Origin of the sequence: Thalassobacillus devorans (genome assembly GCF_900176565.1) — a bacterium.
GTDB classification, from domain to species: Bacteria; Bacillota; Bacilli; order Bacillales; family Halobacillaceae; genus Thalassobacillus; species Thalassobacillus devorans_A.
On the sequence record NZ_FXEH01000006.1, the window covers coordinates 1,824,036 to 1,850,059 of the forward strand.

Below are 26,024 nucleotides of genomic sequence, written 5' to 3' on the forward strand. Positions count from 1 at the left end.
TACCACCATGCATATATTTCCGGACAAATAAAAAAACCCGCCCAGCAGAAAAAAGGGACGAGATTTGTCGCGGTACCACCCTTGTTGCACACTCCTGTGCCACTTGTATCGATAACGGCTCGGTTAAAACCGTCTTCTGTTTAATCAGAAGAAAGCTCCAGATCGTATTTCACAAGGTGAATTTGTACCGGCTCGCAGCAGCCGCCGGCTCTCTGAATACAGTGATCCTCTTGTTACTGCAATCATTCATTGCTCTTGCTATTTAACTTAATAATATTTTTAACATAGACCTGCCAAAAAAGCAATCCTTAATTCCATTCGTGCATTCCTGACATTGGCAGGATGTGTTATAATATAAAATGGATTTTTTAGGAGGTCTTATTATGTCTAATTACCCCAAAAAAGGTATAAATAAAGAAAAACTGCTGGAATTTTGGCGAAGTGGAAAACTCCAAAAGTCTAGCCGTATTACTTATGATGTTACGTGGAACATCATCTTATTTTTCATTGTGCTCGGTATTATCGGTTTGTTTTTTGCCGGAGGTGCTGGAGCTGGTTATTTTGCCTCACTCGTAAAAGACGAAAAGGTCATGAGCAAAGAGGAAATGAGCCAGGATGTGTATAATTACGCTTCTACCTCAGAACTATATTTTGCAGATAATAAATATTTAGGTAAAATTCGGTCAGATTTACACAGAGAAGAAGTGACCCTCGATGAAGTTGCCCCTTATTTAAAAAATGCCATCATTGCGACAGAAGATGCAAACTTCAATGAACATGACGGAGTAGTACCAAAAGCAATTATGAGAGCTGTGGCACAGGAAGTAACCAATGCCTCCATAAAAACCGGGGGAAGTACTTTGACGCAGCAAATCATCAAGAATCAGATTCTGACAAATGAGGTTTCTTTTGAACGTAAAGCCAAAGAAATCCTGCTTGCTCTACGTTTAGAACGCTTCTTCGAAAAAGATGAAATTTTAGAAGCATACTTAAACATCGTCCCGTTCGGACGTGATGCGAATGGAAGAAATATTGCAGGTATCCAGACAGCTGCACAAGGGATTTTTAATGTCGATGCTAAAGATCTCACACTTCCTCAAGCTGCTTTTATTGCCGGCCTTCCACAAAGTCCTACTTACTATTCTCCCTTTACTAATGGAGGACAGCAAAAAGAAAATATCGAACCAGGACTCAGCCGAATGCGGGAAGTGCTCTCCAGAATGCTGGAGGGCGGCTATATAACCGAGGAAGAATATGAAGAAGCGCTTGAGTATGATATTAAATCAAACCTGGCTGATCCAGAACCTTCTTCTATTAATGATTATCCATGGCTTACATTTGAAGTAGAAGAACGTGCCCAGGAAATTCTCGCTAGGAGTCTAGCAAAACAAGACGGCCATACAATGGAAGATTTACAATCTGATGAAGAACTCCGGGAAGAGTATGAAGCGAATGCCAGACGCGAACTCCGCTCTGGAGGATATAAAGTTCACACAACAATCGATAAAGAAATGTATGACGTCGTACAGAAAGTTAAAAATGAGTATAACAACTATGGCCGCAATAAAACCACCCAATTGGAAGATGCGGACGGCAATATGGTTGATGTCACACTACCCGTTCAAGTCGGCAGTGTAATCATGGAAAACAAGACTGGTAAGATACTCGCCTTCATTGGTGGTCGTGACTTCTTCAAACATGGAGAATTGAATCACGCCACCCAGGCCAGACGATCAGCCGGTAGTACCATGAAACCACTTATCGCTTATGCACCAGGAATAGAGGAAGGCATATTACACCCTGGATCTGTTTTTGCCGATGTACCTTTCAAATATGTAGGAATCGACCAAGAACTGAGGAACTATTCCGGTGGGTATCATGGCTTTACTTCCATCAGATATGCTTTGGCTAAATCATACAACATACCTGCTGTCAAAGCTTTCAATGAAGCTAACAAGAGCGTGGACATGGCGAAATACGGAAAAGCAATGGGCTTCACTACCATTGCTGATGAAGCCTTCTCTTACCAGGCAACCGCTATCGGGGCACAGGATGTAACCATTGAAGAAAATACCAATGCTTTCGCAACGTTGGGTAATAATGGCCAATTCGCTGATGGCTACATGATAGAAAAAATTGTCGATAAAAATGGCGAACCGATATATGAACATGAAAATAAAGCTGAAAAAGTATTCAGCCCGCAGACCGCTTATTTGACGGTTGATATGATGAGAGATGTACTCGATTATGGGACAGCTTCCGGTATTAAAGGACAGTTGTCTAATCCAGGCGTCGATTGGGCCGGTAAAACTGGTACATCCAATGATTATACGGATACCTGGTTCGTTGCCACGAATCCGAATATCACCGTGAGTATGTGGATGGGCTACGACTATAAACTCAAATTGGACCGTAATGGCTATAGCAGCCGGAACACAGCTCTTTGGGCGCGAGTGGTAAATGCAATATCGGAAGTTAATCCTGAACTGGCGGCACCAAATAAAAGCTTCGAGCGGCCGGACGGGATCGTAGAGCGCTCTTATTGTGCCACTTCCGGGCTGGTACCTTCCGACTTATGTTCGAAAGCTGGTTTAGTCGAAAAAGATATTTACAATGCCGACCATGCTCCAACTAAGAAAGATGACAGCTTAACCAGTGGCGGCGGCGACTTTGTCAAAGTCAAAGATAAGCTGGTTGTCGCAGGTCCAAGTACACCAAGCGAATTCGTTAATAAGAGCAGCGGAGGCGTAACACTGAATCCAGATTTCTTAAAAGAAAGAGGCCTGGATAAACCGGATATTTTACCTCATTTAATCCCTTCTTCGGATAAATGGAGCAAGGTAGCTTTACCAGACGGCAGTTCCATTGACGCATCAGAAGGAATTGAAAATGACGGTAAGAATCCTGCCGCACCGGGTGGCGTGACAGCGAACAGTTCTGCAGTTAGCTGGTCGGCTTCATCCAGCAATGATGTTGTGGGATATCGTGTGTATCGTGCTTCCTCAGAGAATGGGTCATACAGCCTCATTGGCAGTACCACAGACACCAGATATGGTTTTTCTGGTTCTGATGGCTTTTATGCTGTAAAAGCAGTCGATTACTTCGGTATGGAATCGTCCATGTCTTCCGCTGTCAAAGTAGGTTCACCTGGTCAGCCTAATGAACCGGATGAACCGAATGAACCGGCCGATGCCCCTGCAGATGAGCCGGAAGAAGAACCATCCGATGAACCGGCCGAAGAAGATAACAATGCACCTGAAGAAGAATCTACAGACGATACATCCGAATCACAGACAGATGAACAGCAATCAGAAGAAGATACGGATGATGCAGCTGAAGATGGGGCAGATGAAGAATCCGAAGCACCATCCGAAGATGGAGAAGAATAATCCGCCCTTTCCTATCATGAGCCAAAATTTTAACCGATAATAAACGGCCTTTAATAATCCTCCTCTCTTTTTGAGAGGAGGATTTTTTGCAAAGATTTCACTTGTTAGATCCAGCTGATAGATTCAATTTAAATAGATTTCATGTATAATGAAAATCAACAGTGATAATAACCTTTATAGCAGGTGGTGTATCAATGAAGCATGTAAAGACGTATCATTCCAAGGTCTTAGATACGGAAAAAGGTCCATTAGTCATCGAAGGTCCCCTAACCTCAGAAGAACTCTCCAACTATGAATTTCATCCAGACTTAAATGCTTTCCGACCAGGCCCTAAGCAATTTGAAGCAGTCAAAAGCATTGCAGATTTTGAAGAAGGGCGTATTATCATTGCAAGACATGAAAATACCATCGCTGGCTATGTAACTTATTTACACCCTGATCCATTAGAACGATGGTCAGAGTTTCAAATGGAAGATTTAATTGAGCTGGGAGCCATTGAAGTTATTCCTGATTTCCGCGGGGCAAGAGTAGGATCTCATTTGCTGAGAGTAGCGATGATGGATGAATTTATGGAAAACTATATCATCATCTCTACTGAATATTATTGGCATTGGGACCTCAAAGGAACGGGGTTAAGCATTTGGAACTATCGGAAAGTGATGGAGAAAATGATGGCTGCAGGTGGGCTGAAACCTGCTCCTACAGACGATCCCGAAATCGTTTCCCATCCGGCGAACTGTTTAATGGTGCGCATTGGCGAGAATGTTCCGCAATCATCTGTTGAAAAATTTGATCGTCTAAGATTTTTAAATCGACATCAACAACGTACACAAGGGAGGTAAACCCCATGCTAGTAGAAGAAATCATGAAGACAGACGTCATTACTATGAAGCCGACCGAAACGATTGGAAAAGCATTGCAGCTTTTGAATGAGCATCATATCCGTCATTTACCTATTGTGGATGAAAATAATTATGTTATCGGCATTGTTTCAGATCGTGATGTACGTGATGCAAGTCCCTCCATTTTTGATGATTCAGAGGCTGAAGAATTTGAAAATGAAATTCAGACGATTATGTCCCACCCCGTTATTACAGTTCACCCGCTTGACTTTGTAGAAGAAGTAGCAAGCATTTTTTATGAACATGAAATTGCCTGTGTACCAGTAACAAAGGAAGAAAGACTGATAGGAATCATTACCGAAAAGGATATGCTTTATACATTGATTCAGCTGACAGGTACGAACGTACAAAGTTCACAAATAGAAATAAAAGTAAAAAATATTCCCGGCATCCTTCCGAAGGTTACCCAGGTTTTCGGGAAAAGAAAAGTGAATATCAGTTCTGTTTTAATTTACCCATATAAACCGGATTCCAGATATAAAATACTGGTATTCCGTATCCAGACGATGAACCCCATGCCGACAATCGAAGACTTAAAAGAAGCAGGGTATGAAGTGTTATGGCCAAACATGCCAGGGATGTCATTATGAAGTGCCAGTCTGCTTTTGTATACTCCCCTGCTTTTACACAATATAAATTTCGTGACGACCACCCCTTCAACCAGTTACGCGTGCAAATGACAAAAGATCTGTTGGAGTTAGAAAATTCTATACAACCAGAACACCTTCTCTCCCCGCGCTCGGCTACAGAAGAAGAGTTAGCGCTGGTACATAGTCCCACCTACATCGAGGCAGTAAAAAAAGCAAGCACAGGAAATCTTACAGAAGAAGAAGGCATGGAATTTGGCATCGGCACAGAGGATACCCCTATGTTCAAAGGCATGCATGAAGCTTCTTCTCTTCTAGTCGGCAGTACCTTGACTGCTATTGATGCAGTACTTGAAGGGGAATGTGAACATGCGCTCAACCTTGGAGGCGGTCTCCACCATGGCTTTGAACGGAAGGCTTCGGGATTTTGTATCTATAATGACGGAGCTGTCGGCATTGAATACATTCGAAAGAAGTATGGCTACAAAGTCCTCTATGTAGACACGGATGCACACCATGGGGATGGGGTTCAATGGTTATTTTATGATGATCCTAACGTTTGCACACTTTCCATTCATGAAACAGGTCGCTATCTGTTTCCTGGCACAGGGAATGTAACCGAACGAGGATTAAAAGAAGGATACGGATATTCCTTCAACCTGCCTATTGATGCTTTTACAGAAGATGAGTCATTTCTGGAACTTTATGAATCCGCATTCAAAGAAATTGTGGAATATTTCAATCCTGACGTCATTGTGACTCAAAACGGAGCAGATGCCCACTATTTTGATCCATTGACTCATTTATGTTCAACGATGCAAATCTATGAACGGATACCTAAGCTGGCACACGAATTAGCTCACCAGCATTGTGAAGGACGGTGGATAGCGCTGGGCGGAGGAGGTTATGACATTTGGAGAGTCGTCCCGAGGGCATGGGCACAAATTTGGAAAACTATGACTACCGGCCAGCCATTTACAGGTAACCTCCCTGCTAAATGGATAGAAAAATGGCAAAAAAAGTCACCTGTAGACCTTCCAACCACGTGGCATGACCCGGAGGGCTTTTATAAACCCATTCCAAGAAAAGCAGAAATCACAGAAAAGAATAAAAAGGTCTTAGCAAATGCTTTGCAATTCATCCATAACCAGAAAAAATATAACCATTTATCTCCCTAATTAATAAATACCACCTGGAGAGAGGTGGTATTTATTAATTCATTTATTATTAAGAAGTTTGTTCATTATTATAAGTATCCTCTAAAATTACGATTTCCACACGGCGATTCTTACTCCAATTTTCAGGTGTATCATTAGGAACAGCAGGACGTGTATCTGCATACGCGATGGCCGAAAAGCGCTCGCTATCCAGACTAGTCTCTCTTACGATGTACCGGATGACACTGCTTGCTCTTGCACCAGATAATTCCCAATTTGAAGGATACCTGAATGTTGAAATCGGCCGATTGTCGGTGTGACCCTCCACCGTGATATCGTTAGGTATATTCGTCAATAACGTACCCACCTTGCTCAAAAAAGGCTTTCCTGACTCTAATACTTTTGCTTCACCGGAATCAAATAACAGTTGTTCCTGAAGAACCAGCACCACACCGCGGTCTGTACGATTGGCAGAAATCACTTCATTTAGCTCGTTTTTATCTAAGAAAGCTTCTACTTCTTCAACTAATTGGTCCAAATCGTTTTCATCATTTGCCTCTTCAGCCTCTGAATCATAGGTGGTGGCATTCATTTCATTGGTTGGGTTCTCAAATTCATTCGACGCTTCCCCACTTTCAAGCGGGTCCGTCCTTTCTGTGGGATTATCCATCTCTACGGGGGAAGGATAAAAATCAAAAATCATCCGATTTCGAAACGATTCGGAAATTGCCTCAAATTTAACTAAGTCAATCTGTGACATAGAAAATAAAAGAATGAAAAAAACCAGAATCAAGGTCATGAGATCAGAATATGTCACCATCCATCGCGGTGCACCCTTTTCTTCGCGTTTCTTCAGGGATCTCCTAGACTTCATTAGCCGCTTCCCCCATGAACGCTTCTTCCTGCTCTTTCGTTTCTTGTTTCTCCTCATCTGAGAGGAAGGCACTAAGTTTTTCTTCTAAAATTTTCGGATTCTGACCGGATTGGACACCTATGACCCCTTCAATAATAATCTGTTTTAGGAAGATCTCCTGCTCTGTTTTATTTTCCAGCTTGCCTGCCATAGGGATAAATACCAGATTTGCCATGACTGTACCATAAAAAGTGGTCAGGAGTGCGACGGCCATCTTAGGACCCAGCGTTGTGGGATCGGTCAGACTATTCAGCATCAAAACCAGCCCGATCAACGTGCCAATCATGCCCCATGCCGGAGCATATTCTCCAGCTTTTTCAATAATAGAGCGCCCTCGTTGATGCCTTTCTTCCAAAGCCGTTATTTCTGCTTCCATAATTTCCTGAATAACTTCGGGTTCAATCCCATCTACCGCCAGCAATACGCCTTTTCTGATAAAAGGGTCTTCTACATCTTCCAATTCTGTTTCTAATGCCAGCAAGCCTTCCCGGCGTGCTCTATCGGATAAACGAATGAACAATGTAATTAATTCGCGAAGGTTCAAGTCATTCTGATTAAAAGATTCCTTGAACACCCGATATGTTAATTTAAGTTCACGGATATTAAAGTTGATAATAAGTGCTGCCATTAAACCACCAAGGACAATCACAATCGAAGAAATTTGTATGAATGATTGGAAACCAGAAGCCCCACCACTCGACAAAATTCCAAACATGATCATGATTGTCCCTAGAGTGATGCCAACTGGAGTTAAAATATCACGCTTTTTCATACTCTCTCTCCCTAACTGACGCGTTATATTCTACTCCTAATATCGACATCCAATTTACTTTGTTGAGTTTCTTTCAATAATTCGGTGCGGAAGTACTACATTTTGCTCGGTCACTTCTTCTTTGTTCATATATTTTGTCAATAACCGCATCGCAACCGCTCCAATATCATACATTGGCTGTACGACCGTAGAAAGAGTCGGACGAACCATTGTAGCTAAACGGGTGTTATCAAATCCAAATACTTCGATATCCTCTGGTACCTTCAACCCTTTGTCCTGTGCTCCATGGATGATACCTAAAGCCATTTCATCAGAAGCTACAAAAACAGCCGTAGGAGGCTGGCCTTCAGCATTCAATTGTTCAAAAGCTTCAATGCCGGAATCATAAGAATAATCACCCGTTACAATTAAACCTTCTGATATTTCCCGTCCCGCTTCTTTCAATGCACGCTTGTATCCATCAAGCTTCTGTGTATTGATTTCTGTATTTTCAGGGCCTGAAACAAATGCAATTCGATCATTCCCATGAGATATCAATAATTCAGTGGCTTCAAAGGCTGCTTCTTCATAATTGATATTCACCGATGGAGTGCTTTCAGTTTCATCAATGGTAGCAGCCAACGCTACTGGTACAGAAGCATTCTTGAATTCACGGATGTGGTCTTCCGTAATCTTGCCACCCATGAATACGAGACCATCTACCTGTTTTCCGAGCATTGTATTTATTAGATGAATTTCTTTTTCTTTATTTTGATCCGAGTTGCTTAAGATAATATTGTAGTTATACATCGTAGCAATATCCTCAATCCCTCTTGCCAATTCAGCAAAAAAGATGCTGGAAATATCGGGAATGATTACCCCGACGGTTGTAGTTTTTTTACTGGCTAATCCTCTAGCTACTGCATTCGGGCGATAACCCAGATTTTCAATCGCGTCCAACACTTTCTTTCTAGTCGCAGGCTTGACATTAGGATTGCCATTCACAACCCTCGATACAGTCGCCATTGATACATTTGCTTCTCTTGCTACATCATATATAGTTACATTCATGCAAAGTTCCCTCCTCAAATTCTTTCTTCTATGTTTGCGTATCAATAAAACAATCATATTATACTATATTACTCGCCGCAATAAAGACGTACAGAAAAATCCCTATACAAATCATACCCTATAATTGAACTTTATAAAATTACAAAGTAACCAATTCAACAAGTTTCTTCGCTCAGTTTTCCACAAGGTGGCAAAATTATGAATAAGTACAAAAACAAAAGGAACCGGACTGAGCCTCAGTCCGGTTCTCCCTACTTGATTACTAGTTATTTAGTCAGTTCTTCCATGAAGGAATGGAACATGTCAATATCCATCTGTTGTGCTGAGTCAGAAAGTGCCACAGCAGGATCAGGATGCACTTCTGCCATCACACCGTCTGCTCCAATGGCCAAAGCAGCTTTAGCTGCCGGCAGCAATAAGTCGCGACGGCCGGTAGAGTGGGTAACGTCCACCATTACTGGTAAATGCGTTTCTTGCTTCAGGATTGGTACCGCAGATATATCTAATGTATTCCTGGTTGCTTTCTCGTAGGTACGGATTCCACGTTCACAAAGCATGATATTAGCATTACTACGGGAAATGATGTACTCTGCTGCATTGATGAATTCTGAAATAGTGGCGGACATGCCTCGTTTCAGTAATACCGGCTTATCTACTGAACCTGCAGCTTTGAGGAGTTCAAAGTTCTGCATGTTCCTTGCTCCAATTTGAATGATGTCTACGTAGTCGACCGCCTTATACACATCTGCAGGGTTCACTATTTCACTGATGACTGCTAAGTCGTATTCATCAGCTACCCGTTTTAAAATCTTCAACCCTTCTAACCCCAGTCCTTGGAAATCATAAGGGGATGTTCTAGGTTTGAATGCTCCACCTCGTAAAATTTTCAATCCTTGTTTCTTTACAGCTTCTGCAACAGCCGCTACTTGCTCATAGCTTTCTACTGCACATGGCCCCATGATAAAGTGCGGATTGCCATCACCAATTTTTTCACCGTTGATATCGATAATCGTATCTTCAGCTTGTTTCTTCCTGGAAACCAGTAGTGCTTTGCGGTGATCGTCTTCTTGCAGTTCAAGACTGGCTTTAAAGATCTCTTTGAATAATTGTTGAATCGTGGAAGTTTCAAAAGGTCCTTTATTATGTTCTTGGATTTGATCCAGCATTTTCCGCTCACGGACCGGGTCAAAACGGTTGACCCCCTGGGTAGTTTTAACTTGCCCGATTTCCTGTACGAGTTCTCCCCGTTTATTAATAAGATCTAAAATTTCCAGATTCACCCGATCCAGTTCATCTCGTAATTGATCTAGTTGTTCATTGCTCATAATAAAAGCCTCCATTCCGTTTTACTTTGCTGAAATAATGAATATTTTTAAATGATAATTACGGAACATTATATATGACTTAACTCTTCTTGTCACCCCTTTAAAGCGATAAAATCCAGAAGAATTTTTAGATGTTCAAACAAAACAATTATGTAATCGCTTACAGTTAAAAATATAACGATTTCTCATTTTTGATTGTAAAAAATGCTTATTCAATAAAAGGGCCGAAAAGTCGAAGACTTGATTTCGAGATATCTAGGGTTCTTTACCATAAAAGTGTCTGGGGCGGCTGGGAAACCACTCGCTTTCCTGTGGGGGAACTGGCGAGCTTCCTCGGGCTATCGCCCTGTGGGATCTCGCCTAGATCCTTCTCCCACGGGAGTCTCGCAGTTTCCCAACCACCCCATCCGAAGGATGGGAGAAAAGAACCGCTGTTATATTGTAGATGTCTTCTACTTTTAATGGATAATTGAACAAAGATGGGTTTTAAGCTCACATTTCATGCGTAGCTCACTCTTTTTTGAAGAACGATATTCAGATTTTTCCGTTCTCTTATAAATGCAAGGAGGTCCGGGAAATTGCGAGACTCCTCGAAAATGCTACGCATTTCCTTCGTGCGGTGTCTATTCAAGAAGCTTATTCAAAGTCGAATGGGAGAACAGTACATGGCTTTAGCCCGAGGAAGCTCACCATACGCCCACGGAAAGCGAGTAATTTCCCGGCCCTCCACACCGTTACTACCGTAACGGAAACAAACTATCTCGAAACTGAGTCTTCAAGAAAAGGGATCTTTAATGGAAGATCCCTACATAGCCAAAATGAAAAACTAACCGAGCTTTTGTTGGCTCCCTTCTAATGCTTCTTCCGTAACGGCTCCGTGAGAATCATGCCAGATTACTTCCTTACCTTGAAATAATAATGCCTGAGGCGATTCATGACGGATACCATATTCCTCAGCAATCTTGTTAGATAATGGACGGGCTTCCTGTACATGAAGCATGTAGCATGGTATTTCTGTTTTATTATTAAATTTTTCAAATTGTGTTTTTACAAACGTGCTGACTGGGCAAGTCAAACTGTGTTTGAGCAGATAGAAATCTTTATTTTCTTCTACTAACTGATTAAATTCCTCTTCGTTTTTTAATACGTGTATACTCATGTTCCTTCCTCCTCTATGATAGACATGAAAATGACGAGACTATTAGCAGCCTCGTCATTTTATTTATTTTGCATTGCTTGAAGTGGTGGTAGCTTCCTGTTGCTTTTCCAGCTCTTCTGCAGCTTCTTCAATGGCTTCTGCAACTTCCTGAGCGGCTTCTTCTGCCTCTGCGTCATCCTGGCCTCGGATATTGCGGACTTTATCGCTGATCACTTTTGTTGAATCCTTGAATTTTGTGCCAAACTCCTGGGATTTTTCTGAGAAGTTTTTGGATAGCTGGGAAGAAGATTCAACAGCGCGCTCTTTCCATTCTCCGCTTTTTTCAGATGCAACGTCCTTCCACTCACCGGCACGATCCTTCAGGTAATTCGATCCCTGATTAATATCATCACGGAATTCGCGTCCCGCTTTAGGAGCGAATAACAGTGCCACTACAGCACCTACAACACCGCCGATCAAAGATCCTACCAGAAAATCTCTGCCGTTTGTTTGGTTTTGGTTCTTGTTTTCACTCATCCTTAAATTCCTCCCTCTGTTTTTCTTCCATCTTCTTTTTTATATTTTTTGTACAGATTGATGGCTACCTGCCCCCACCTCATCGCCTGAGCTGCGGAATCATCATCATTGATCTTTGATGATGTTAAGCTTCTTGAAACGGATCGGATAGACTGGTTGAATTCCTGAACAGAATCCCCGATTCCTTTAACGCCATCTACCAATGAATTGAGTTTCTGTGATTTTTCCCCTACATCCTCTGCCAATTTATTGGTTTTATTCAATAGCGCTGTCGTTTCAAGGGTGATTCCTTCCATCTGTTCCTCGACACCTTCGAGAGTATCTGCTACGTTGTTCATTGTCCTGGAAACTGATTTCAAGGTGATACTTAGGTAGATCACCAATACTGCAAAAGCTACAGCTGCAATGAGTGCAGCAATGTATAATAGAATTTCCATTCCCCCTGCTCACTCCTTTTATTATGTATTTGTCATGTTTTAGTAAGTACCCTGGCTTGATTATTGCTAAACGTGGATATAGGGAACCAGTTCTATTACTGTATTATTCGTTTTAAATCTTGGAATATCCTTTTTTTTCGTCTGAATCTGTAAAAATTTTTTTCTTATGTTCCGATAAAAACAAAAGAAGCTGTTTCAAGAGTGCCTTCCAGCACCTGCTGGGGTCGATACTCTTGAAAATGCAGCCTCTCCTCATTTAATTATTTAACTGTAATTCATACGCCTGCTGATACTTTTGAATGTCACCGGCACCCATGAAAACTAATACACTGTGATCATATTCTTTTAGAACATCCGTATTTTCTGCCATAAGGAGATTCGATTCCGGAATCAGATTCTGCAAATCCTGAATTGTCAAATTACCATTTTCCTCCCTGGCAGAGCCAAAAATATCACAAAGATAAATGGCATCGGCTTCTTTCAAGCTTTCGGCAAATTCTTTCAGGAAGGTTTTCGTTCTGGTAAATGTATGCGGCTGAAAAATCGCTACCACATCTCTTTCTGGATACTTTTTACGCGCCGATTCGATGGTGGCTGAAATTTCAATTGGATGGTGCGCATAATCATCTACCAATACCTGATCACCTACTTGTTTTTCGGTGAATCGACGTTTAACCCCCCCAAAGGAACTCATTTTTTTAATTTCTTCCGCGGTCATGCCTTCATAATGACATAAAGCTATCACACTCAAAGCATTAAGCACATGGTGATTGCCATACCCTGGTATTAAGAAGGTATCATAGTAGGTATTTCTTACAAATACATCAAAAGACGTGCCTTCACTGCTCTCTTGAATATTCTGTGCCTGAAAATCATTCGAATCTCCCAGGCCGTAATATAAGACAGGAACATTTGCTTGAATATGCTGTAAATGTTCATCGTCTCCGCAGGCAATAATCCCTTTTTTCACCTGTTTGGCCATTTCCTGAAACGCCTGGAATACATCCTCGATACTTGTGAAATAGTCCGGATGGTCAAAATCAATGTTTGTCATAATGGCATAATCCGGATGGTAAGAAAGAAAGTGACGCCGATATTCACAAGCTTCAAAGGCAAAATAAAGACTGTCTCTATGGCCTTTTCCAGTGCCATCTCCAATCAAATAGGAAGTTGGATAATTTTCTGAAAGTACATGGGCTAACAATCCAGTAGTCGAGGTTTTCCCATGGGCTCCTGTTACCGCAATGCTTGTATATTTTTGAAGCCATTCACCTAAAAATTCGTGGTAACGGAAATAAGGAAGACCTTGTTCCTTAGCTGCTACAATTTCCTCATGATCGTCAGCAAAAGCATTTCCGGCAATAATCGTTAAGCCCTCATGAATATTACCCTTCGAAAAAGGCAATATCTTTATATTTTTAGCTTCCAATACTTCTTGAGTAAAAAAACGTTTGTCAACATCAGAACCTTGGACATGTTCGCCCGAGTCATGCAAAATTTGCGCCAGGGCACTCATTCCAGTCCCTTTGATACCAATGAAATGGTAAGTCGTCATAAACAAGTACCTCCAAAATTAGTGAGTCACTTTTCCTTAGTATATGTATCATACTAAAAGTTGCGATTTTGTCGCCAGGCTGCTGTTAAAACAAATTACATTTGCCCTATGAGGAGCCCGGATAATTTTATACTTCCCTATTTTAGCATGGAATAACAGGAAGTAAAAACAAAGTATATTTAAATAATAGGCTTTTCGCCAGGCACTTTTGGTTATAGCCTATTCCCATACACTTTAACCCTTTAAAGTTGAACTTTAGGCAGACACCAATAATACCAGATTAAGAAAAGGAGTAAATTGAAAAGAAGACTTACATTATATACGTAAGTCTTCTACTATACTATTCGTTGTCTTCCTCTGTTGTTTGGGGATGATATGGAACTTTTTCTAATCTTGGGTTTGGATGATAACGGCGTCCTTCTTTAGCTTCAGGTTTTCCGTTCAGCAAAACATTGTCTCCTGTGAAGCCGATATCTATTTTTAACAGACTGCCGCCGACCCCATACATATCCACAGGGACTTTTAATTCTTCGAACATCTTAATTCTACCTTCTGTAAACCCACCGCTCACTACAATTTTCACATGGTCGAAACCTTCTTTATCCAAGGTTCTTCTTAAAGCGAAAATCAGCTCTGGATTTACCCCTCGAGGGTCGAATGTACCCATTAAATGCTGGTTCCGCAAGAAATATTTATCCACCATACTCCGAGAAGTATCTACACGTACTGCTTTCAGATCGTCACCAAATTCCCGTGCCACTTTCAGGGAATCGGTGATGACATCATTATTATAATCAACAAGCGCCATCAGTTCATCTTTAGGAAATTGTTGATGATAGGCCTTCGTTGCAGCTACAACATCACCCTTGAACATTTGAATGAGCGCATGCGGCATTGTTCCCATGCCTTCTTTTCCCCACCATTCATTCATCGCATGGGTAGCCTGAGCTGTCGATCCCCCAATGAAGGATGCATATCCATCCCCAGCTTGCTGGGTATAATGATCATCCCGATCTCCCATAAAGATAATCGGTTTCTGCTTGCCACTGGTCCGGGCAGCTTTCACCACGTTATATACATTCGTAGCCACAGATGTCCGTCGGGCAAAAATTCCATCAATAATCCCTTCCAGGTAACCAAAATTTTGATAAGGACCTGAAATAGTCATTACTGTCTCAAATGGGCTGATTTTATCGCCATCTTTAAGAGAATAGATTTCCAATTCTTCCGGATTGTCAGCGAACGTGTGGATAAGGGCAATCACTTCATCCGTACCACATAACACCGCATCATTCTTTTGGAAAAACTGCATCGTCACATGATTGTCTTCCAGATTTTCTTTCACTATTTCTTTCGTTTTCAAAAAATAGACGGCAGAGAACCAGCCTTCCTTTACTCGTTCATCAAACTTGAATGTCTTATTTGTCAGCCGGTCAATTTCGCCATTTAATTTACGTGTGATTTCCTTCATAATTCTGCTCCTTATATAACAAAGAATCCTTTTCCGAATAAAATCATTCATCTCTAATCATATAAAATCTGCATGACTAACACAAGCCATTTCTAAAACCATGAAATAAAGCCATCCCCAGCCAAATAAATGGCATAGGAAATGGCTCTACTCGTCAATATACTTCTGATGACTCTTGAGAGTGAAATAGTTCTTCCACTTGCTCTCTTGTTAATAAAATATCTCTTGGTTTACTTCCCTTTTGTTCTGAGATGATTCCGTATTCTTCCATATGGTCAATTAACCGTGCCGCTCTGTTATAGCCTACTTTGAACCTTCTTTGCAGCATGGATGCACTGGCTCCATTATGCTCGATTACAAAAGATACGGCTTCCTCAAAGAGTTCATCCTGCTCCCCGGCTTCATGTGCTGTCTGCATCATTAGTTCCTCTTGTTCAAATAAATAATTAGGAGGAGCGGATTTCTTTACAAAACCGGTGATGCGCTCAATTTCATCATCCGACACGAACGCTCCCTGAATCCTTACTGACTGTCCAGAACCGTTTTCAACAAAAAGCATGTCGCCCTTACCGAGCAATTTTTCTGCACCTGCTGTATCGATGATTGTTCGAGAGTCCACTTGAGACGAGACACTGAAAGCAATCCGTGTCGGGATATTCGCTTTAATCAGCCCGGTAATAACGTCAACGGAAGGCCGCTGTGTCGCAACCAGTAAATGAATGCCGCATGCGCGTGCCTTTTGAGCTAAACGGCAAATGGCATCCTCTACATCCTGCGGAGACACCATCATTAAATCAGCCAGCTCATCAATTACTACTACTAGATATGGCATTTTTTCATCAGCCCGGTTTTGTTTCATCATTTTTTGATTGAAACGTTCAACGTCCCTTACGCCCTCTTTGACGAATTTTTCATAGCGATCATCCATTTCTTTGACCGCCCATTTAAGTGCCTTAGTCGCTGCTTTGACGTCCGTAATCACGGGGGAAACCAGATGTGGGAGCTCATTGTACGGCGCCAATTCCACCATCTTAGGATCTATCAATAGAAACTTGACATCTTCATGGTGAGCCTTGTAAAGCAGGCTTACCAAAATAGTGTTAATACAGACACTTTTACCGGATCCCGTAGCTCCTGCAATAAGGCCATGTGGCATTTTTTGCAAGTTAGTTACCATTGGAGTCCCACCTATATCTAACCCTAAGGCTACGGTTAAAGGTGACGGACTCTCCTTAAAACTCTCGGATTCAAAAATCTCCTGCAACCCTACTATATCGGATTTTTCATTAGGTATTTCAATCCCTACCGCCTGTTTCCCCGGTATCGGTGCCTCGATACGTATCGCTTTTGCTGCCATACTCAATTTAATGTCGTCAGCAAGATTGGTAATTTTACTCACCTTCACACCTGGTTCGGGCTGAACTTCAAATCTTGTGACAGAAGGCCCACGCATGGCATTGACGACCTTTGCGCGCACATGAAAATGGTTCAGTGTGGTCTCCAATAACTCCATCTGCTCCCTGGTCCGCTCATCGTTGTGACTGGATTTTTCTACAGGGTCATCTAATAAGTGGAGGGGAGGCTTATGGTAAGTGACAGACTGGTTAGCACCTTTCGCCTCTTCTGCTTTTTTAACAGTTCTTTCGGACTTATGATTTTCAGTCCTGTTTCTTTTATCACGAGGGGTCATAATCACATTAAATGGCACACTGCTACCGCTCTTCTTAGATTCTTTTTTTCTATCTTGGCTTTTAGCAGGTGCCTGTTTGTTTGTTTTGACTTTATTAGCAGCGGGATTCTCCGGTTCAGACTGGTTTTGCAGCTTATCCGTTTTATTTTCTTCTGGAACAGTTACCGGTTCGGCAGGTTCCTTTTCAATTCTCTGCATATTTTCAGGCTGTTTATCTGTTTGTCCCTCTTGTTCAACATCTTCGGTATGATCTTCCACCGCTTCTACCGTTCCAGCTTCGTCATACGATTGTCCAAATTCCGGGTCTGTTTCCGCTTCCTCAGATTTCTCAACTTCTGTTTCTCCCACTATCTCTGATGCCTCATCTACGCTTCCCTCATCCAGTTCCGCTTTTTCCACTTCTGTACTCGCTTCTACCGTTGCAGCTATATAAGATTGCGCATCCTCAACCGGAGAATCTTCAAGCTTTTGGGAGGTTAATATTTCTTGGTTTATTGGCTCGTCCTTATTCAGCTCATTTTCTGCATCATCGGCAAGGTTATCTTCATTTCCTTTTGAAACCTCTTGCTCTTTTTCCTCTGTATTATCTTCTACAGGAATCGCCTCAAGCGAAGAGACAATCTCCTTCGGTGAAGAATGTGAGGAGGCGTCTTCACGATATCTTGCCAATAATTCCGATAAGCTTTCCGCTTGTGGTCGCTGATCCTCTTCGGCAGCAGTCAAATCCTCGATGATTTGCTTTTTTTCTCCTCTACGATGGTATCCATAAATCGGCGAAGGAACTTCTGTAGGTTGAAAAGGAATTTTATAAGCTTCTTCATTACTTGCTTCTTTTGTGTAGCTTCTATCACTGCGGCTCGATTGACTCTTATGTAGATGGGAAGAATACTCATTCTTCGCTTGATTGTTGGTATTGGATTGATACTTGGTTTGGGATTGATAGTTATTCTGTGTCTGATAGTTTTTTCGAGCTTGATAGCTTTCCTTTTCAGGTTTCATTCGAGGAGTCCTGTCTACTGTTTTATTCTCCACATAGTTTTCGCCATAAGTCTTTGCAGGACGACGCTTTCTCTGCTCCTGTTCCGAACTTCGATGATCAGGAATTACCGGAAAACGAAATTCACCTTGTTTCGGGTATTTATATGCCATTTTTGTTTTAACATAGGGGTCATTATTTTCTTTATGGTTATACGTGTCGTCAACCTGCATCGGCTGTTCAGATGTCTCGCTGTTGAACATATCTTTCAGTTTCTTCTTCATCTGATCCCACATATTATCACTCTCTTCTTAACAAAGGTTTTACTTACTATTTTAACAGGTTTTTCATTCATACAGGTTGTTTTTTAGATAAAAAAAAGACTGCAGCACAAAAATAGGGCTACAGTCATCCTAAAAGTGTTTTACAGGTCAAACTCCTGACCAATTTCATAATCCTCTTCCAATACTAGAATCCCTTTTTCTTTCGGGGCATCTGGAATACCTAATTCTTTTGCAGAACATATCATTCCACGGGAATCCACCCCTCTTAATTTAGCAGGCTTGATTTTCATCCCGCTTGGCATGACGGCGCCTACCTTGGCTACTACTACTTTCTGTCCGCTATCGACATTAGGGGCGCCGCAGACGATTTGAAGTTTTTCATCTCCCACATCTACCTGGCAGACACTTAATTTATCCGCATTTTCATGAGGCCCTTTTTCTTCTACATAGCCGACCACAAATTTAGGAGACAAATCTAGATCCAACTTATCGCCTAGGTCATTTTTTTCAAAAATGGCTTTAATATCTTCCAACATAGCTTCTGTCAGTCTGATTTTCCCGTGTTCAGCTAAATTCATATAATTAGACAGGTTGAAAATATTGTAGCCTAACAGACTGCCATCCCGTTGATCTGTAATTTTCACCACATCACCATGGTGTTCTTCCTTAATAAAGTTGCGGTCCCCATCTTTATGCGGGAAGACCAATACATCTCCAATCCCTTTTGGGTTATAAAATACAAACATGTTTACTCGTCCTTTCCTTCATCTTTAGGTTTATTTTGAGCCAGAATGAAGATTGGTTCCAGTTTTTTATCTTCATATAAAAAGGATAATGAAGTGACCGGTGTTCTTCCTTCCGCAAAGAACTTCATTGCCATTTGAGCCAAAATATCATAGCCGGCAGGGTTTTCAATATCGGCGAATATGAGTACATCCTGATGCGGAATACTCAGCGCTAATTCCCCTTCTGCATTTGCTTTCATCTCTTCCAGTAAAGCTTCGTTTAACACCCGGCTGGCATCGTACCCATCATTTGTGGACAAGAAATAGAACGTGTTTCCGTACACTTTATCTTTGGACATTTCTACAGGCAGTGAACGCACATTGAAGCCAGCAATTTCTTTAATCCGATCTGCTGACCATCCTTCTCTTTCCAGCATGTCTTCGTCAATTAACTGATATGATTTCCCTAGGTCTAAAGCGTAATAAATCCGTGTTTCAGCCGTATGGTCCGTATAGAGAAGTTTCTTTCCAGAAGAAGTTTCTGTAGGGAAAGAGCCAGCTCTAATTACTGGAAAGATATGACGTTCTTTCCCTTCCAGGTGATGAGTTTCATTCATAATTCGCAATGCTTCTTTGATGTGCTCTTCCAGCTCGTCCAAGGCATCTTCGCCTCGATTTTCCCACTTAGAAATAACATTAGGCAAGGTAACCGTTATTCCCTCGCCTGATTCTTTCCATTCTATCCGGAAAGTATCTTTATCACGATTAAAAGAAGTTCGCCACTCTTCCGAATGCAATCGTTCCTCAAGTTTCCGTTTCATTTTGATACTCGTCATTTTCATACCGTTTCCTCCTTTATGTATGGAGAGAAATCAATTACTTCGTCTATTTTAGCATAAAAAAACTGCGCTTCAACAATCGCGCAGTTTCCGATTATTTTTGTAATCCTTCAATGAATGTTTCGATTTCCTCTTTTGTTTTCCGTTGCTTACTGACAAAACGGCCAATTTCTTCTCCTTTATCGAATGCAACGAAACTTGGAATACCTAGTACGCCATAGTCCACGCAAATATCCAGGAAATCATCACGATCTATATAGAGAAATGTATAATCCTTATATTTTTCTTCCAGCTCAGGAAGAAATGGTTCGATAAACCTGCAGTCAGGACACCAGTCCGCTGAAAATAACATGATTACTTTATCATGGTTACGATACTCATGAAATTGTTCTTCTGTCTTCAATTGTTCCATGTTTACACCTCCGGTTTTATCCTACCATAGCTTTGCCTATAATTAGATATTGGGTGCTCAGGACATTGTAAATAAATGATTATAATTCCTCTTTCCCTTCACAAACAAACAGCTCGAATTCTGTATTGCTTATTCATAATTGATTTTCATATCCCCTGGCTGTATCCAGCCTTTTTTTCGGAACCATTCGGCAATCAATAAACTTATTATTGCAGGAGCAATAACATGGAGGAAAAGTATAATCCAAAATATATTCCAACTGAAGCCCATCGACTCAAAAGTCATGATTTGACCAACTAAGCCACTGGTACCCATTCCTGCACCCATAGGATTGTTTTCCATTTTAAACCATACAGTGGCCAGTGGAGCAAGAGCCGCACCAGCAATCGTAGGCGGGATTAGGATAATCGGCTTTTTAATAATATTGGCTACTTGAAGCATCGAGGTTCCTACACCTTGAGCCAGCACCCCGCCAAATCCGTTATCACGGTAACTGATCGCGGCGAAACCAATCATCTGAGCAGCACCACCTACGGTCGCAGCACCTGCTGCAATACCATCTAACGATAACATCAAGGTAATCGCAAGACTGGAAATCGGTGCAGTCAAAGCAATTCCTAGCAATACTGCGACGATCATGCCCATGATAAATGGTTGTTGGTTCGTCGCCCATTTGATGACCTCTCCGAACCAGAACATGAAATTACCTATCGGCGGACCTATGAACGAGCCAACCAAAAACCCCGCAGTTATCGTTAAAAATGGAGTTAATATGATATCTATTCTCGTTTCCTTACTGATTAATTTTCCAATTTCAGTTGCAACCAATGCTGTCACATAGCTGCCAGCAGGTCCGCCTAGTTCTGCACCGAACGCGCCGCTGAATAATGCAGCAAACATCACAAGCGGGGGAGCTTTCAACCCGTATGCAATGGCTATACCAATCGCTCCGCCCCAAATTTTCACATCCATCGCAAACTCGCCCATTTCGATAAACGAAGCAGACAACATCGGCCAGAAATGAAGTTGTTCACCTAATGTTTTAATGATTAAGCCAATAATCAATGATGAGAATAGCCCTAATGCCATAAAACTAAGGGCAGTTATAAAATAATCCCTCGCACTTAGGGTGACTCCCTTTCGCTCAAAAAACTTTTTCATCGAAAAACCTCCCCATCATAGCAGCCATTTCATTTTACAAAATATAATTACAAGTGTAAAGACACCAGCATAGGAACAAAAGCGCAAGCGCCTTGCTCTCCCCCGACAAGCTTAAGGCAAGCCTCGCCGTGACGTTTTTGGTCACAGAGAGGATTGACTTAAGACCTCGAGGGGGTAGGCGCTGGAGCTGGATGTAACCCACTACTTAAAGTTATCTAAAAAAAAGAAAATATAATAATATCCTAGATAGTTAAAAAATCCCCCAGCCGATTTAATACGGCCAAGGGCTTGCTATTAATAAGCGATTGAGTTGGCGATTTTCATCATTTTTTCTGTATCTTTTTTTATGGATTCCTTTTTACTGAATGTAGTGACCTTCACACCACCAACTCCAACTTGAAGCTCGTACTCCTCTTCTTCATTGGCGGGAAGAACTCTTACATAACCAAACCGATCCTCATCTTCAAATGATTCCAATAGTAAGTGCTCATCTTTTTCAGAAGCTGCTTCATAGTTCAGCTTACTGGTCCGTTCTTCTTTCGGATTATAAAATAAGATGAACGTCTGCTCCCCCTCTTTCAGAATCAAATTGCTTTGTGACTCTTCGGATACTTTCATGCTTTCGGGAAGATATAATGAGAATGAATCCGCCTCATGATTTGTTTCCATCTCGTTTTGATTGAAACTAGTTTCAGCGGTTTCACGTGTGTCTGCAATGGCATCTTCTTCTGATAGAAACATACTGCAGCCAGTCAGCATCAAAGTAAGGAAAGCCAACGTAAAACCTATAACCTTCTTTTTCATCGATTAATTCCTCCTGATACTTTCTCTTTTACTTTTATGATACTATTCTTCAGAGTGATGACAAGTTCCATTTCATGGCATTCCCTCTCATTGGACAGTACCATATGATTTGTCCATAATAGAATTGTAGGAACTTCAGGAAATGAATGGGAGGAATTTAGTGATGGAACTGACTGTCTATCTAGCTGGACAAATCCATGATGATTGGAGAAATGAAGTTAAACAAAAAGCGAAAGAAAAAGACTTGCCCCTTACGTTTGTGGGCCCACAGGAAAACCATGACCGTTCTGATGATATCGGGGAGGATATTCTGGGCGAGCAGCCAGGAAATTTCTACAAAGATGATGCCGCTTCCTCTATCAACAATTTTCGAACACAAGTACTGATGCAGAAATCTGATGTGGTCATCGCGTTGTTCGGTGAAAAGTATAAGCAGTGGAACACTGCTATGGATGCAAGCGCTGCCATCCATCTTAATAAACCAACAATCATTGTACGTCCCGATTCATTGATCCACCCTTTGAAAGAATTGTCAAATAAAGCGGATGTCACCGTAGAAACTATCGATCAGGCAATGGAAGTATTGCAATATGTTTATGAATAAATTGAAAAGAAATTAATTCAGACGAAAACCCGGACACGTTGTATACAGTGTCCGGGTTTTTTTAACGTACTATAATTTTTTAATGGTAGTCTTAGGCTATTTATCAGCAATATTATCGAAACTTCCTGTCAAATTCATATTGACCTTTCAATAGTTGTGTAATATGAACAAACATATCTTTTCGTTCCACCATGGAATTTGTAAAAATTCCTATTGCTCCTTCATTTCTTCTTACTTCTCGTTTATCTGCATAATCATCCATTACATCACCAAGTTCTCTACCCTTTTCCAATTCCAACTTGATTTCTTCGGGTAATGGAATCCTTGCTCCACTTGCAAGATAAAGGTTTTCCTTTTCATCTACCAGAGCGCCCCAATTACATAAGTAGAGATCATCTTCAATCTCCATAACTCCGCCTTCCAGACCAAGTCCCATGACGCCTTTCTTCATGTTAGCACATTCTCTTGCCCTGTTAATGGCTCCTTCTTGTGTCTCTTCATCGGAAAAAGGTTGTGCAGAAACTTTTGATTCTACGTCCACCCCATCAACTTCAAATTCTGTAAAGACTTCCTTAACAGAATTAATTTTGGTAGGGTTTTGAGAACCGATATATATACGAACCATTCCATTCACCTTTCTATCGAACAATTACTTCTTTTCACTATACAACATACCAACCATTCAGGTCTATGGTAAATAACCACCAGACAGCTTACATTGAAAAAACTCATCTTGTAACCAGCTACTTATGGAGAAAGCTATAGTCGTTTCTTATACTATATCCTTTAAGAGAGTTAAACTTTCTTAAAATATTAAACACGCAGGCGATTGGCCTGCGTGTTGCAAAATCGAATCATTATTTAGTTTATCCGTTATTTCGGATTTGGTCCACTGTATTTTGGTCGGTGGACTTAACTAATTTCACCAATAATTCTTTAGCTGCGGCGTAATCATCGACATGAATAATAGACGAAGAGGTATGGATATAACGGGAACAAATTCCAACAACCGCTGAAGGGACTCCATTATTCGAAATATGGACTCTTCCAGCATCCGTTCCACCTTGAGATATGAAATATTGATATGGGATATCGTTGCTTTCGGCTGCGTCCAGAATGAAATCACGGATGCCACGGTGAGTGACCATACTACGGTCAAAAATCCGCAGTAATGCCCCTTTACCAAGCTGACCAAACTCTTTGTCATCTCCACTCATATCATTGGCAGGAGACGCATCAAGCGCATAGAAGATGTCTGGCTTTATCATATTGGCTGCAGTCTGGGCGCCCCGGAGCCCGACTTCTTCCTGTACCGTAGCCCCTGAATACAGCTGATTCGGTACGCTTTGGCCAGCCAATTCTTTTAACAATTCTACGGACAGACCACAACCATAGCGATTGTCCCAGGCTTTAGCAAGTACTTTCTTCTCGTTAGCCATCGGTGTGAATGGACAGATAGGTACAATCTGTTGGCCTGGCTTAACACCGATGCGTTTAACATCCTCTTCATCATCCGCCCCGATATCAATCAGCATATTCTTAACATCCATCGGCTTCTTTCTTTGTTCAGGTGTAAGATTATGAGGAGGGATAGAACCGATGACCCCAATGACTGGACCATTTTCCGTAATCACTTGTACGCGCTGGGCCAGCATCACCTGGTTCCACCACCCGCCAAGCGTCTGGAAGCGGATCATTCCATTTTTAGTGATTTGTGTCACCATGAATCCTACTTCATCCATGTGACCGGCTACCATCACTTTCGGTCCTTCACCATTTTTGACACCAAAAACTCCACCTAACCCGTCCTGGATGATTTCATCGGAGTATTTTTCAAGTTCTGATTTCATAAACTGACGTACCATGTGCTCATTCCCAGGTGCTCCAGGAAGTTCCGTCAAAGTCTTGAATAACGCTTGCGTCTCTTGATTCATTATGTACCTAACCCCTTTCCAATATAATTACTATTTTACCGAAACTTCCGACTACTTTCTACTTTTCAAACTGCTTTTAGTTTTCATTGTCTGCAACATTTAGTATACTATTGGGAAAGATTACTTATTGAGGTGAATAGTGATGGATTGGAAAAAAGTCGCAATCGCTGCAGGCGCTGGTGCATTAGCCGGCTATGTAGTAAAGGAACAAGTCTTCAATAAACAAGGAGTTACACCTGAAAAAGCATTAAAAATCGCAAAAGAAGCATTTAAAAAACAAGGTCCGATCAGCGGATCCTGGATTTACATGAAACCGGAAGAACTAACCAAAAACGGAATGGAATATGAAGTTTATCGTGGAGGCGTATCGAAGAGTCAGGATGGGGAAACCTCCCAATATGAATTCTTCATCGATGCCCAAACCGGTACCATCGTTGATGTCGCAGAAGCAAACTAAAGAACAAAAGCCGTGCCTGGATTTCATACGGGCACGGCTTTTATATATTATTTATAGGAATAACGGTATCGTTCTACCTCGTCTATTCTCTTTCCATCTTCATTAAATCTGATCGCCCGGTAGTAGGCATCATGATAAAAAGTGTACCACGCTTTACGGTCATATCCGTATCTCATCCACTTTTCTTTTTCATGAACCGACGTAACGGGATAATCATCATAGGCAAGCACCCATAATGGATTTTGATGGCCATGAGTCGGCATAATATCCGCCATATGGATGAATTGTTCATCCCCATCCTCAAACACAATGATGGAATGACCGTCACTGTGCCCACCTGTATGAATCATTTTTAACCCTGGCAGTAATTCTTTTTCTTTTTTGAACGTATGTACCTGGGACTCCACAGGTTTCCAGTTATCTTCCCAATACGTATTAGCTGAACGCATGTTAGGGTGGCGCATTTCATTCCACTCGGTTTCTGAAGTGATAATCGGTGCTGCAGGAAAAGTGGAAACCAACTCTCCATCTTTCCACCGTGACAATCCACTTGCATGATCAAAATGAAGATGTGTCATCAGAACAGTATCAATATCCTTTGTGGTTAAACCAAGTTCTTGCAGGGAAGCATCTAGGTTTGATTCTTCCAGAACTCCAAAGTTCCTGATTTGTTTCTCAGAAAATTTATCATTACCTACCCCGGAATCAATCAAGAATCTGCGCCCGTCCACTTCTAAAAGAATCGGGTCTGATCGGAGTTCAATTTGATTTTTGTCGTTCACCGGGTACTTTTTAGCCCATAAAGGTCTCGGTACGACACCGAACATCGCCCCTCCGTCTAAATGAGTCACTCCTCCATTCAGCCAGGTAAGCTTAGCTCGTCCTACTTGTAATGTTTCCATCTG

General features: G+C 41.5%; 24 protein-coding genes and 1 other annotated feature. Of the genes, 6 read left to right on the top strand and 18 right to left on the bottom strand.

What is annotated here, in order from left to right; translation table 11 throughout:
• Positions 1-50 precede the first annotated feature (50 nt).
• Positions 51-259 (bottom strand) — a binding site (T-box leader).
• A 124-nt stretch (positions 260-383) separates the two neighbouring features.
• The 4 genes from B9Y67_RS20190 (at position 384) to B9Y67_RS20205 (ending at position 6,056) form a co-directional block, all read left to right on the top strand.
• Entirely contained in the window at positions 384-3,389 is a 3,006-nt protein-coding gene (locus B9Y67_RS20190; protein WP_085509121.1) for a transglycosylase domain-containing protein, read from the top strand.
• A gap of 194 nt (positions 3,390-3,583) precedes the next feature.
• Positions 3,584-4,231, top strand: coding sequence for a GNAT family N-acetyltransferase (locus tag B9Y67_RS20195; RefSeq protein WP_085509122.1), 648 nt, complete (start codon positions 3,584-3,586; stop codon positions 4,229-4,231).
• Between the two features lie 5 nt (positions 4,232-4,236).
• Positions 4,237-4,881 (top strand): acetoin utilization AcuB family protein, encoded by a 645-nt coding sequence (locus B9Y67_RS20200; protein ID WP_085509123.1) that lies wholly within the window; start codon positions 4,237-4,239, stop codon positions 4,879-4,881.
• Positions 4,878-6,056 (top strand): acetoin utilization protein AcuC, encoded by a 1,179-nt coding sequence (locus tag B9Y67_RS20205; RefSeq protein ID WP_085509257.1) that lies wholly within the window; start codon positions 4,878-4,880, stop codon positions 6,054-6,056. The genes B9Y67_RS20200 and B9Y67_RS20205 overlap by 4 nt, the downstream gene beginning before the upstream one ends.
• Before the next feature lie 49 nt (positions 6,057-6,105).
• Here B9Y67_RS20205 and motS read toward each other — a convergent pair whose 3' ends face one another.
• From motS to B9Y67_RS20280, 15 genes are all read right to left on the bottom strand, one after another.
• Positions 6,106-6,909, bottom strand: a complete 804-nt coding sequence (motS, locus tag B9Y67_RS20210) for a flagellar motor protein MotS (protein WP_085509124.1) — start codon at positions 6,907-6,909, stop codon at positions 6,106-6,108.
• Positions 6,899-7,720: a flagellar motor protein MotP gene (motP, locus tag B9Y67_RS20215; RefSeq protein WP_085509125.1), complete on the bottom strand. Its 822-nt coding sequence runs from the start codon at positions 7,718-7,720 to the stop codon at positions 6,899-6,901. Before motP ends, motS begins: the two co-directional genes overlap by 11 nt.
• A 54-nt stretch (positions 7,721-7,774) precedes the next feature.
• Positions 7,775-8,770, bottom strand: a complete 996-nt coding sequence (ccpA, locus tag B9Y67_RS20220) for a catabolite control protein A (protein ID WP_085509126.1) — start codon at positions 8,768-8,770, stop codon at positions 7,775-7,777.
• A gap of 266 nt (positions 8,771-9,036) precedes the next feature.
• The gene (locus B9Y67_RS20225) at positions 9,037-10,095 is read right to left on the bottom strand and encodes a bifunctional 3-deoxy-7-phosphoheptulonate synthase/chorismate mutase (protein WP_085509127.1); all 1,059 of its coding nucleotides are present in this window, start codon (positions 10,093-10,095) and stop codon (positions 9,037-9,039) included.
• Between the two features lie 826 nt (positions 10,096-10,921).
• Positions 10,922-11,254: a bacillithiol system redox-active protein YtxJ gene (ytxJ, locus tag B9Y67_RS20230; RefSeq protein WP_085509128.1), complete on the bottom strand. Its 333-nt coding sequence runs from the start codon at positions 11,252-11,254 to the stop codon at positions 10,922-10,924.
• Positions 11,255-11,317: 63 nt separating this feature from the next.
• Positions 11,318-11,770 (bottom strand): YtxH domain-containing protein, encoded by a 453-nt coding sequence (locus B9Y67_RS20235; RefSeq protein ID WP_085509129.1) that lies wholly within the window; start codon positions 11,768-11,770, stop codon positions 11,318-11,320.
• 2 nt (positions 11,771-11,772) lie between these two features.
• Positions 11,773-12,207 carry a DUF948 domain-containing protein gene (locus B9Y67_RS20240; protein ID WP_085509130.1) on the bottom strand — a complete coding sequence of 145 codons (435 nt, stop codon included), beginning with the start codon at positions 12,205-12,207 and terminating at the stop codon, positions 11,773-11,775.
• Positions 12,208-12,463: 256 nt separating this feature from the next.
• The gene (gene murC, locus B9Y67_RS20245) at positions 12,464-13,762 is read right to left on the bottom strand and encodes a UDP-N-acetylmuramate--L-alanine ligase (RefSeq protein ID WP_085509131.1); all 1,299 of its coding nucleotides are present in this window, start codon (positions 13,760-13,762) and stop codon (positions 12,464-12,466) included.
• Between the two features lie 340 nt (positions 13,763-14,102).
• Positions 14,103-15,233: a nicotinate phosphoribosyltransferase gene (locus B9Y67_RS20250; protein WP_085509132.1), complete on the bottom strand. Its 1,131-nt coding sequence runs from the start codon at positions 15,231-15,233 to the stop codon at positions 14,103-14,105.
• 154 nt (positions 15,234-15,387) lie between these two features.
• Positions 15,388-18,195 carry a DNA translocase FtsK gene (locus B9Y67_RS20255; RefSeq protein WP_085509133.1) on the bottom strand — a complete coding sequence of 936 codons (2,808 nt, stop codon included), beginning with the start codon at positions 18,193-18,195 and terminating at the stop codon, positions 15,388-15,390.
• A gap of 128 nt (positions 18,196-18,323) precedes the next feature.
• A complete protein-coding gene (gene ytpR, locus B9Y67_RS20260) occupies positions 18,324-18,929 on the bottom strand; it encodes a YtpR family tRNA-binding protein (protein ID WP_085509134.1) in 606 nt (201 codons plus the stop codon).
• A 2-nt stretch (positions 18,930-18,931) separates the two neighbouring features.
• Positions 18,932-19,750, bottom strand: a complete 819-nt coding sequence (locus B9Y67_RS20265) for a DUF1444 domain-containing protein (RefSeq protein WP_085509135.1) — start codon at positions 19,748-19,750, stop codon at positions 18,932-18,934.
• A gap of 91 nt (positions 19,751-19,841) precedes the next feature.
• Positions 19,842-20,159 (bottom strand): thioredoxin family protein, encoded by a 318-nt coding sequence (locus tag B9Y67_RS20270; protein ID WP_085509136.1) that lies wholly within the window; start codon positions 20,157-20,159, stop codon positions 19,842-19,844.
• Between the two features lie 129 nt (positions 20,160-20,288).
• Positions 20,289-21,320 (bottom strand): PTS sugar transporter subunit IIC, encoded by a 1,032-nt coding sequence (locus B9Y67_RS20275; protein WP_085509137.1) that lies wholly within the window; start codon positions 21,318-21,320, stop codon positions 20,289-20,291.
• Positions 21,321-21,614: 294 nt separating this feature from the next.
• Positions 21,615-22,124, bottom strand: a complete 510-nt coding sequence (locus tag B9Y67_RS20280; RefSeq protein WP_085509138.1) for a hypothetical protein — start codon at positions 22,122-22,124, stop codon at positions 21,615-21,617.
• Between the two features lie 163 nt (positions 22,125-22,287).
• Here B9Y67_RS20280 and B9Y67_RS20285 point away from each other — a divergent pair, with 163 nt between their 5' ends.
• Complete coding sequence (locus B9Y67_RS20285; protein WP_085509139.1) at positions 22,288-22,728, top strand: YtoQ family protein; 441 nt, start codon at positions 22,288-22,290, stop codon at positions 22,726-22,728.
• 112 nt (positions 22,729-22,840) lie between these two features.
• Here the strand turns inward: B9Y67_RS20285 and B9Y67_RS20290 are convergent, their stop codons facing one another.
• Positions 22,841-23,353, bottom strand: coding sequence for a DUF84 family protein (locus tag B9Y67_RS20290; protein ID WP_085509140.1), 513 nt, complete (start codon positions 23,351-23,353; stop codon positions 22,841-22,843).
• A gap of 241 nt (positions 23,354-23,594) precedes the next feature.
• Positions 23,595-24,662 carry a M42 family metallopeptidase gene (locus B9Y67_RS20295; RefSeq protein ID WP_085509141.1) on the bottom strand — a complete coding sequence of 356 codons (1,068 nt, stop codon included), beginning with the start codon at positions 24,660-24,662 and terminating at the stop codon, positions 23,595-23,597.
• Positions 24,663-24,804: 142 nt separating this feature from the next.
• Between B9Y67_RS20295 and B9Y67_RS20300 the strand changes: the two genes are divergently transcribed.
• Complete coding sequence (locus B9Y67_RS20300; protein ID WP_062447434.1) at positions 24,805-25,119, top strand: PepSY domain-containing protein; 315 nt, start codon at positions 24,805-24,807, stop codon at positions 25,117-25,119.
• A gap of 47 nt (positions 25,120-25,166) precedes the next feature.
• Here the strand turns inward: B9Y67_RS20300 and B9Y67_RS20305 are convergent, their stop codons facing one another.
• The gene (locus B9Y67_RS20305; protein ID WP_085509142.1) at positions 25,167-26,021 is read right to left on the bottom strand and encodes a YtnP family quorum-quenching lactonase; all 855 of its coding nucleotides are present in this window, start codon (positions 26,019-26,021) and stop codon (positions 25,167-25,169) included.
• Positions 26,022-26,024: the final 3 nt, after the last annotated feature.

Excerpts from the sequence above, each read along its gene's own strand:
- B9Y67_RS20190 (WP_085509121.1), top strand. The coding sequence starts at position 384 with ATGTCTAATTACCCCAAAAAAGGTATAAATAAAGAAAAACTGCTGGAA.
- B9Y67_RS20195 (WP_085509122.1), top strand. The coding sequence starts at position 3,584 with ATGAAGCATGTAAAGACGTATCATTCCAAGGTCTTAGATACGGAAAAA.
- B9Y67_RS20200 (WP_085509123.1), top strand. The coding sequence starts at position 4,237 with ATGCTAGTAGAAGAAATCATGAAGACAGACGTCATTACTATGAAGCCG.
- B9Y67_RS20205 (WP_085509257.1), top strand. The coding sequence starts at position 4,878 with ATGAAGTGCCAGTCTGCTTTTGTATACTCCCCTGCTTTTACACAATAT.
- motS (WP_085509124.1), bottom strand. The coding sequence starts at position 6,909 with ATGAAGTCTAGGAGATCCCTGAAGAAACGCGAAGAAAAGGGTGCACCG.
- motP (WP_085509125.1), bottom strand. The coding sequence starts at position 7,720 with ATGAAAAAGCGTGATATTTTAACTCCAGTTGGCATCACTCTAGGGACA.
- ccpA (WP_085509126.1), bottom strand. The coding sequence starts at position 8,770 with ATGAATGTAACTATATATGATGTAGCAAGAGAAGCAAATGTATCAATG.
- B9Y67_RS20225 (WP_085509127.1), bottom strand. The coding sequence starts at position 10,095 with ATGAGCAATGAACAACTAGATCAATTACGAGATGAACTGGATCGGGTG.
- ytxJ (WP_085509128.1), bottom strand. The coding sequence starts at position 11,254 with ATGAGTATACACGTATTAAAAAACGAAGAGGAATTTAATCAGTTAGTA.
- B9Y67_RS20235 (WP_085509129.1), bottom strand. The coding sequence starts at position 11,770 with ATGAGTGAAAACAAGAACCAAAACCAAACAAACGGCAGAGATTTTCTG.
- B9Y67_RS20240 (WP_085509130.1), bottom strand. The coding sequence starts at position 12,207 with ATGGAAATTCTATTATACATTGCTGCACTCATTGCAGCTGTAGCTTTT.
- murC (WP_085509131.1), bottom strand. The coding sequence starts at position 13,762 with ATGACGACTTACCATTTCATTGGTATCAAAGGGACTGGAATGAGTGCC.
- B9Y67_RS20250 (WP_085509132.1), bottom strand. The coding sequence starts at position 15,233 with ATGAAGGAAATCACACGTAAATTAAATGGCGAAATTGACCGGCTGACA.
- B9Y67_RS20255 (WP_085509133.1), bottom strand. The coding sequence starts at position 18,195 with ATGTGGGATCAGATGAAGAAGAAACTGAAAGATATGTTCAACAGCGAG.
- ytpR (WP_085509134.1), bottom strand. The coding sequence starts at position 18,929 with ATGTTTGTATTTTATAACCCAAAAGGGATTGGAGATGTATTGGTCTTC.
- B9Y67_RS20265 (WP_085509135.1), bottom strand. The coding sequence starts at position 19,750 with ATGAAAATGACGAGTATCAAAATGAAACGGAAACTTGAGGAACGATTG.
- B9Y67_RS20270 (WP_085509136.1), bottom strand. The coding sequence starts at position 20,159 with ATGGAACAATTGAAGACAGAAGAACAATTTCATGAGTATCGTAACCAT.
- B9Y67_RS20275 (WP_085509137.1), bottom strand. The coding sequence starts at position 21,320 with ATGAAAAAGTTTTTTGAGCGAAAGGGAGTCACCCTAAGTGCGAGGGAT.
- B9Y67_RS20280 (WP_085509138.1), bottom strand. The coding sequence starts at position 22,124 with ATGAAAAAGAAGGTTATAGGTTTTACGTTGGCTTTCCTTACTTTGATG.
- B9Y67_RS20285 (WP_085509139.1), top strand. The coding sequence starts at position 22,288 with ATGGAACTGACTGTCTATCTAGCTGGACAAATCCATGATGATTGGAGA.
- B9Y67_RS20290 (WP_085509140.1), bottom strand. The coding sequence starts at position 23,353 with ATGGTTCGTATATATATCGGTTCTCAAAACCCTACCAAAATTAATTCT.
- B9Y67_RS20295 (WP_085509141.1), bottom strand. The coding sequence starts at position 24,662 with ATGAATCAAGAGACGCAAGCGTTATTCAAGACTTTGACGGAACTTCCT.
- B9Y67_RS20300 (WP_062447434.1), top strand. The coding sequence starts at position 24,805 with ATGGATTGGAAAAAAGTCGCAATCGCTGCAGGCGCTGGTGCATTAGCC.
- B9Y67_RS20305 (WP_085509142.1), bottom strand. The coding sequence starts at position 26,021 with ATGGAAACATTACAAGTAGGACGAGCTAAGCTTACCTGGCTGAATGGA.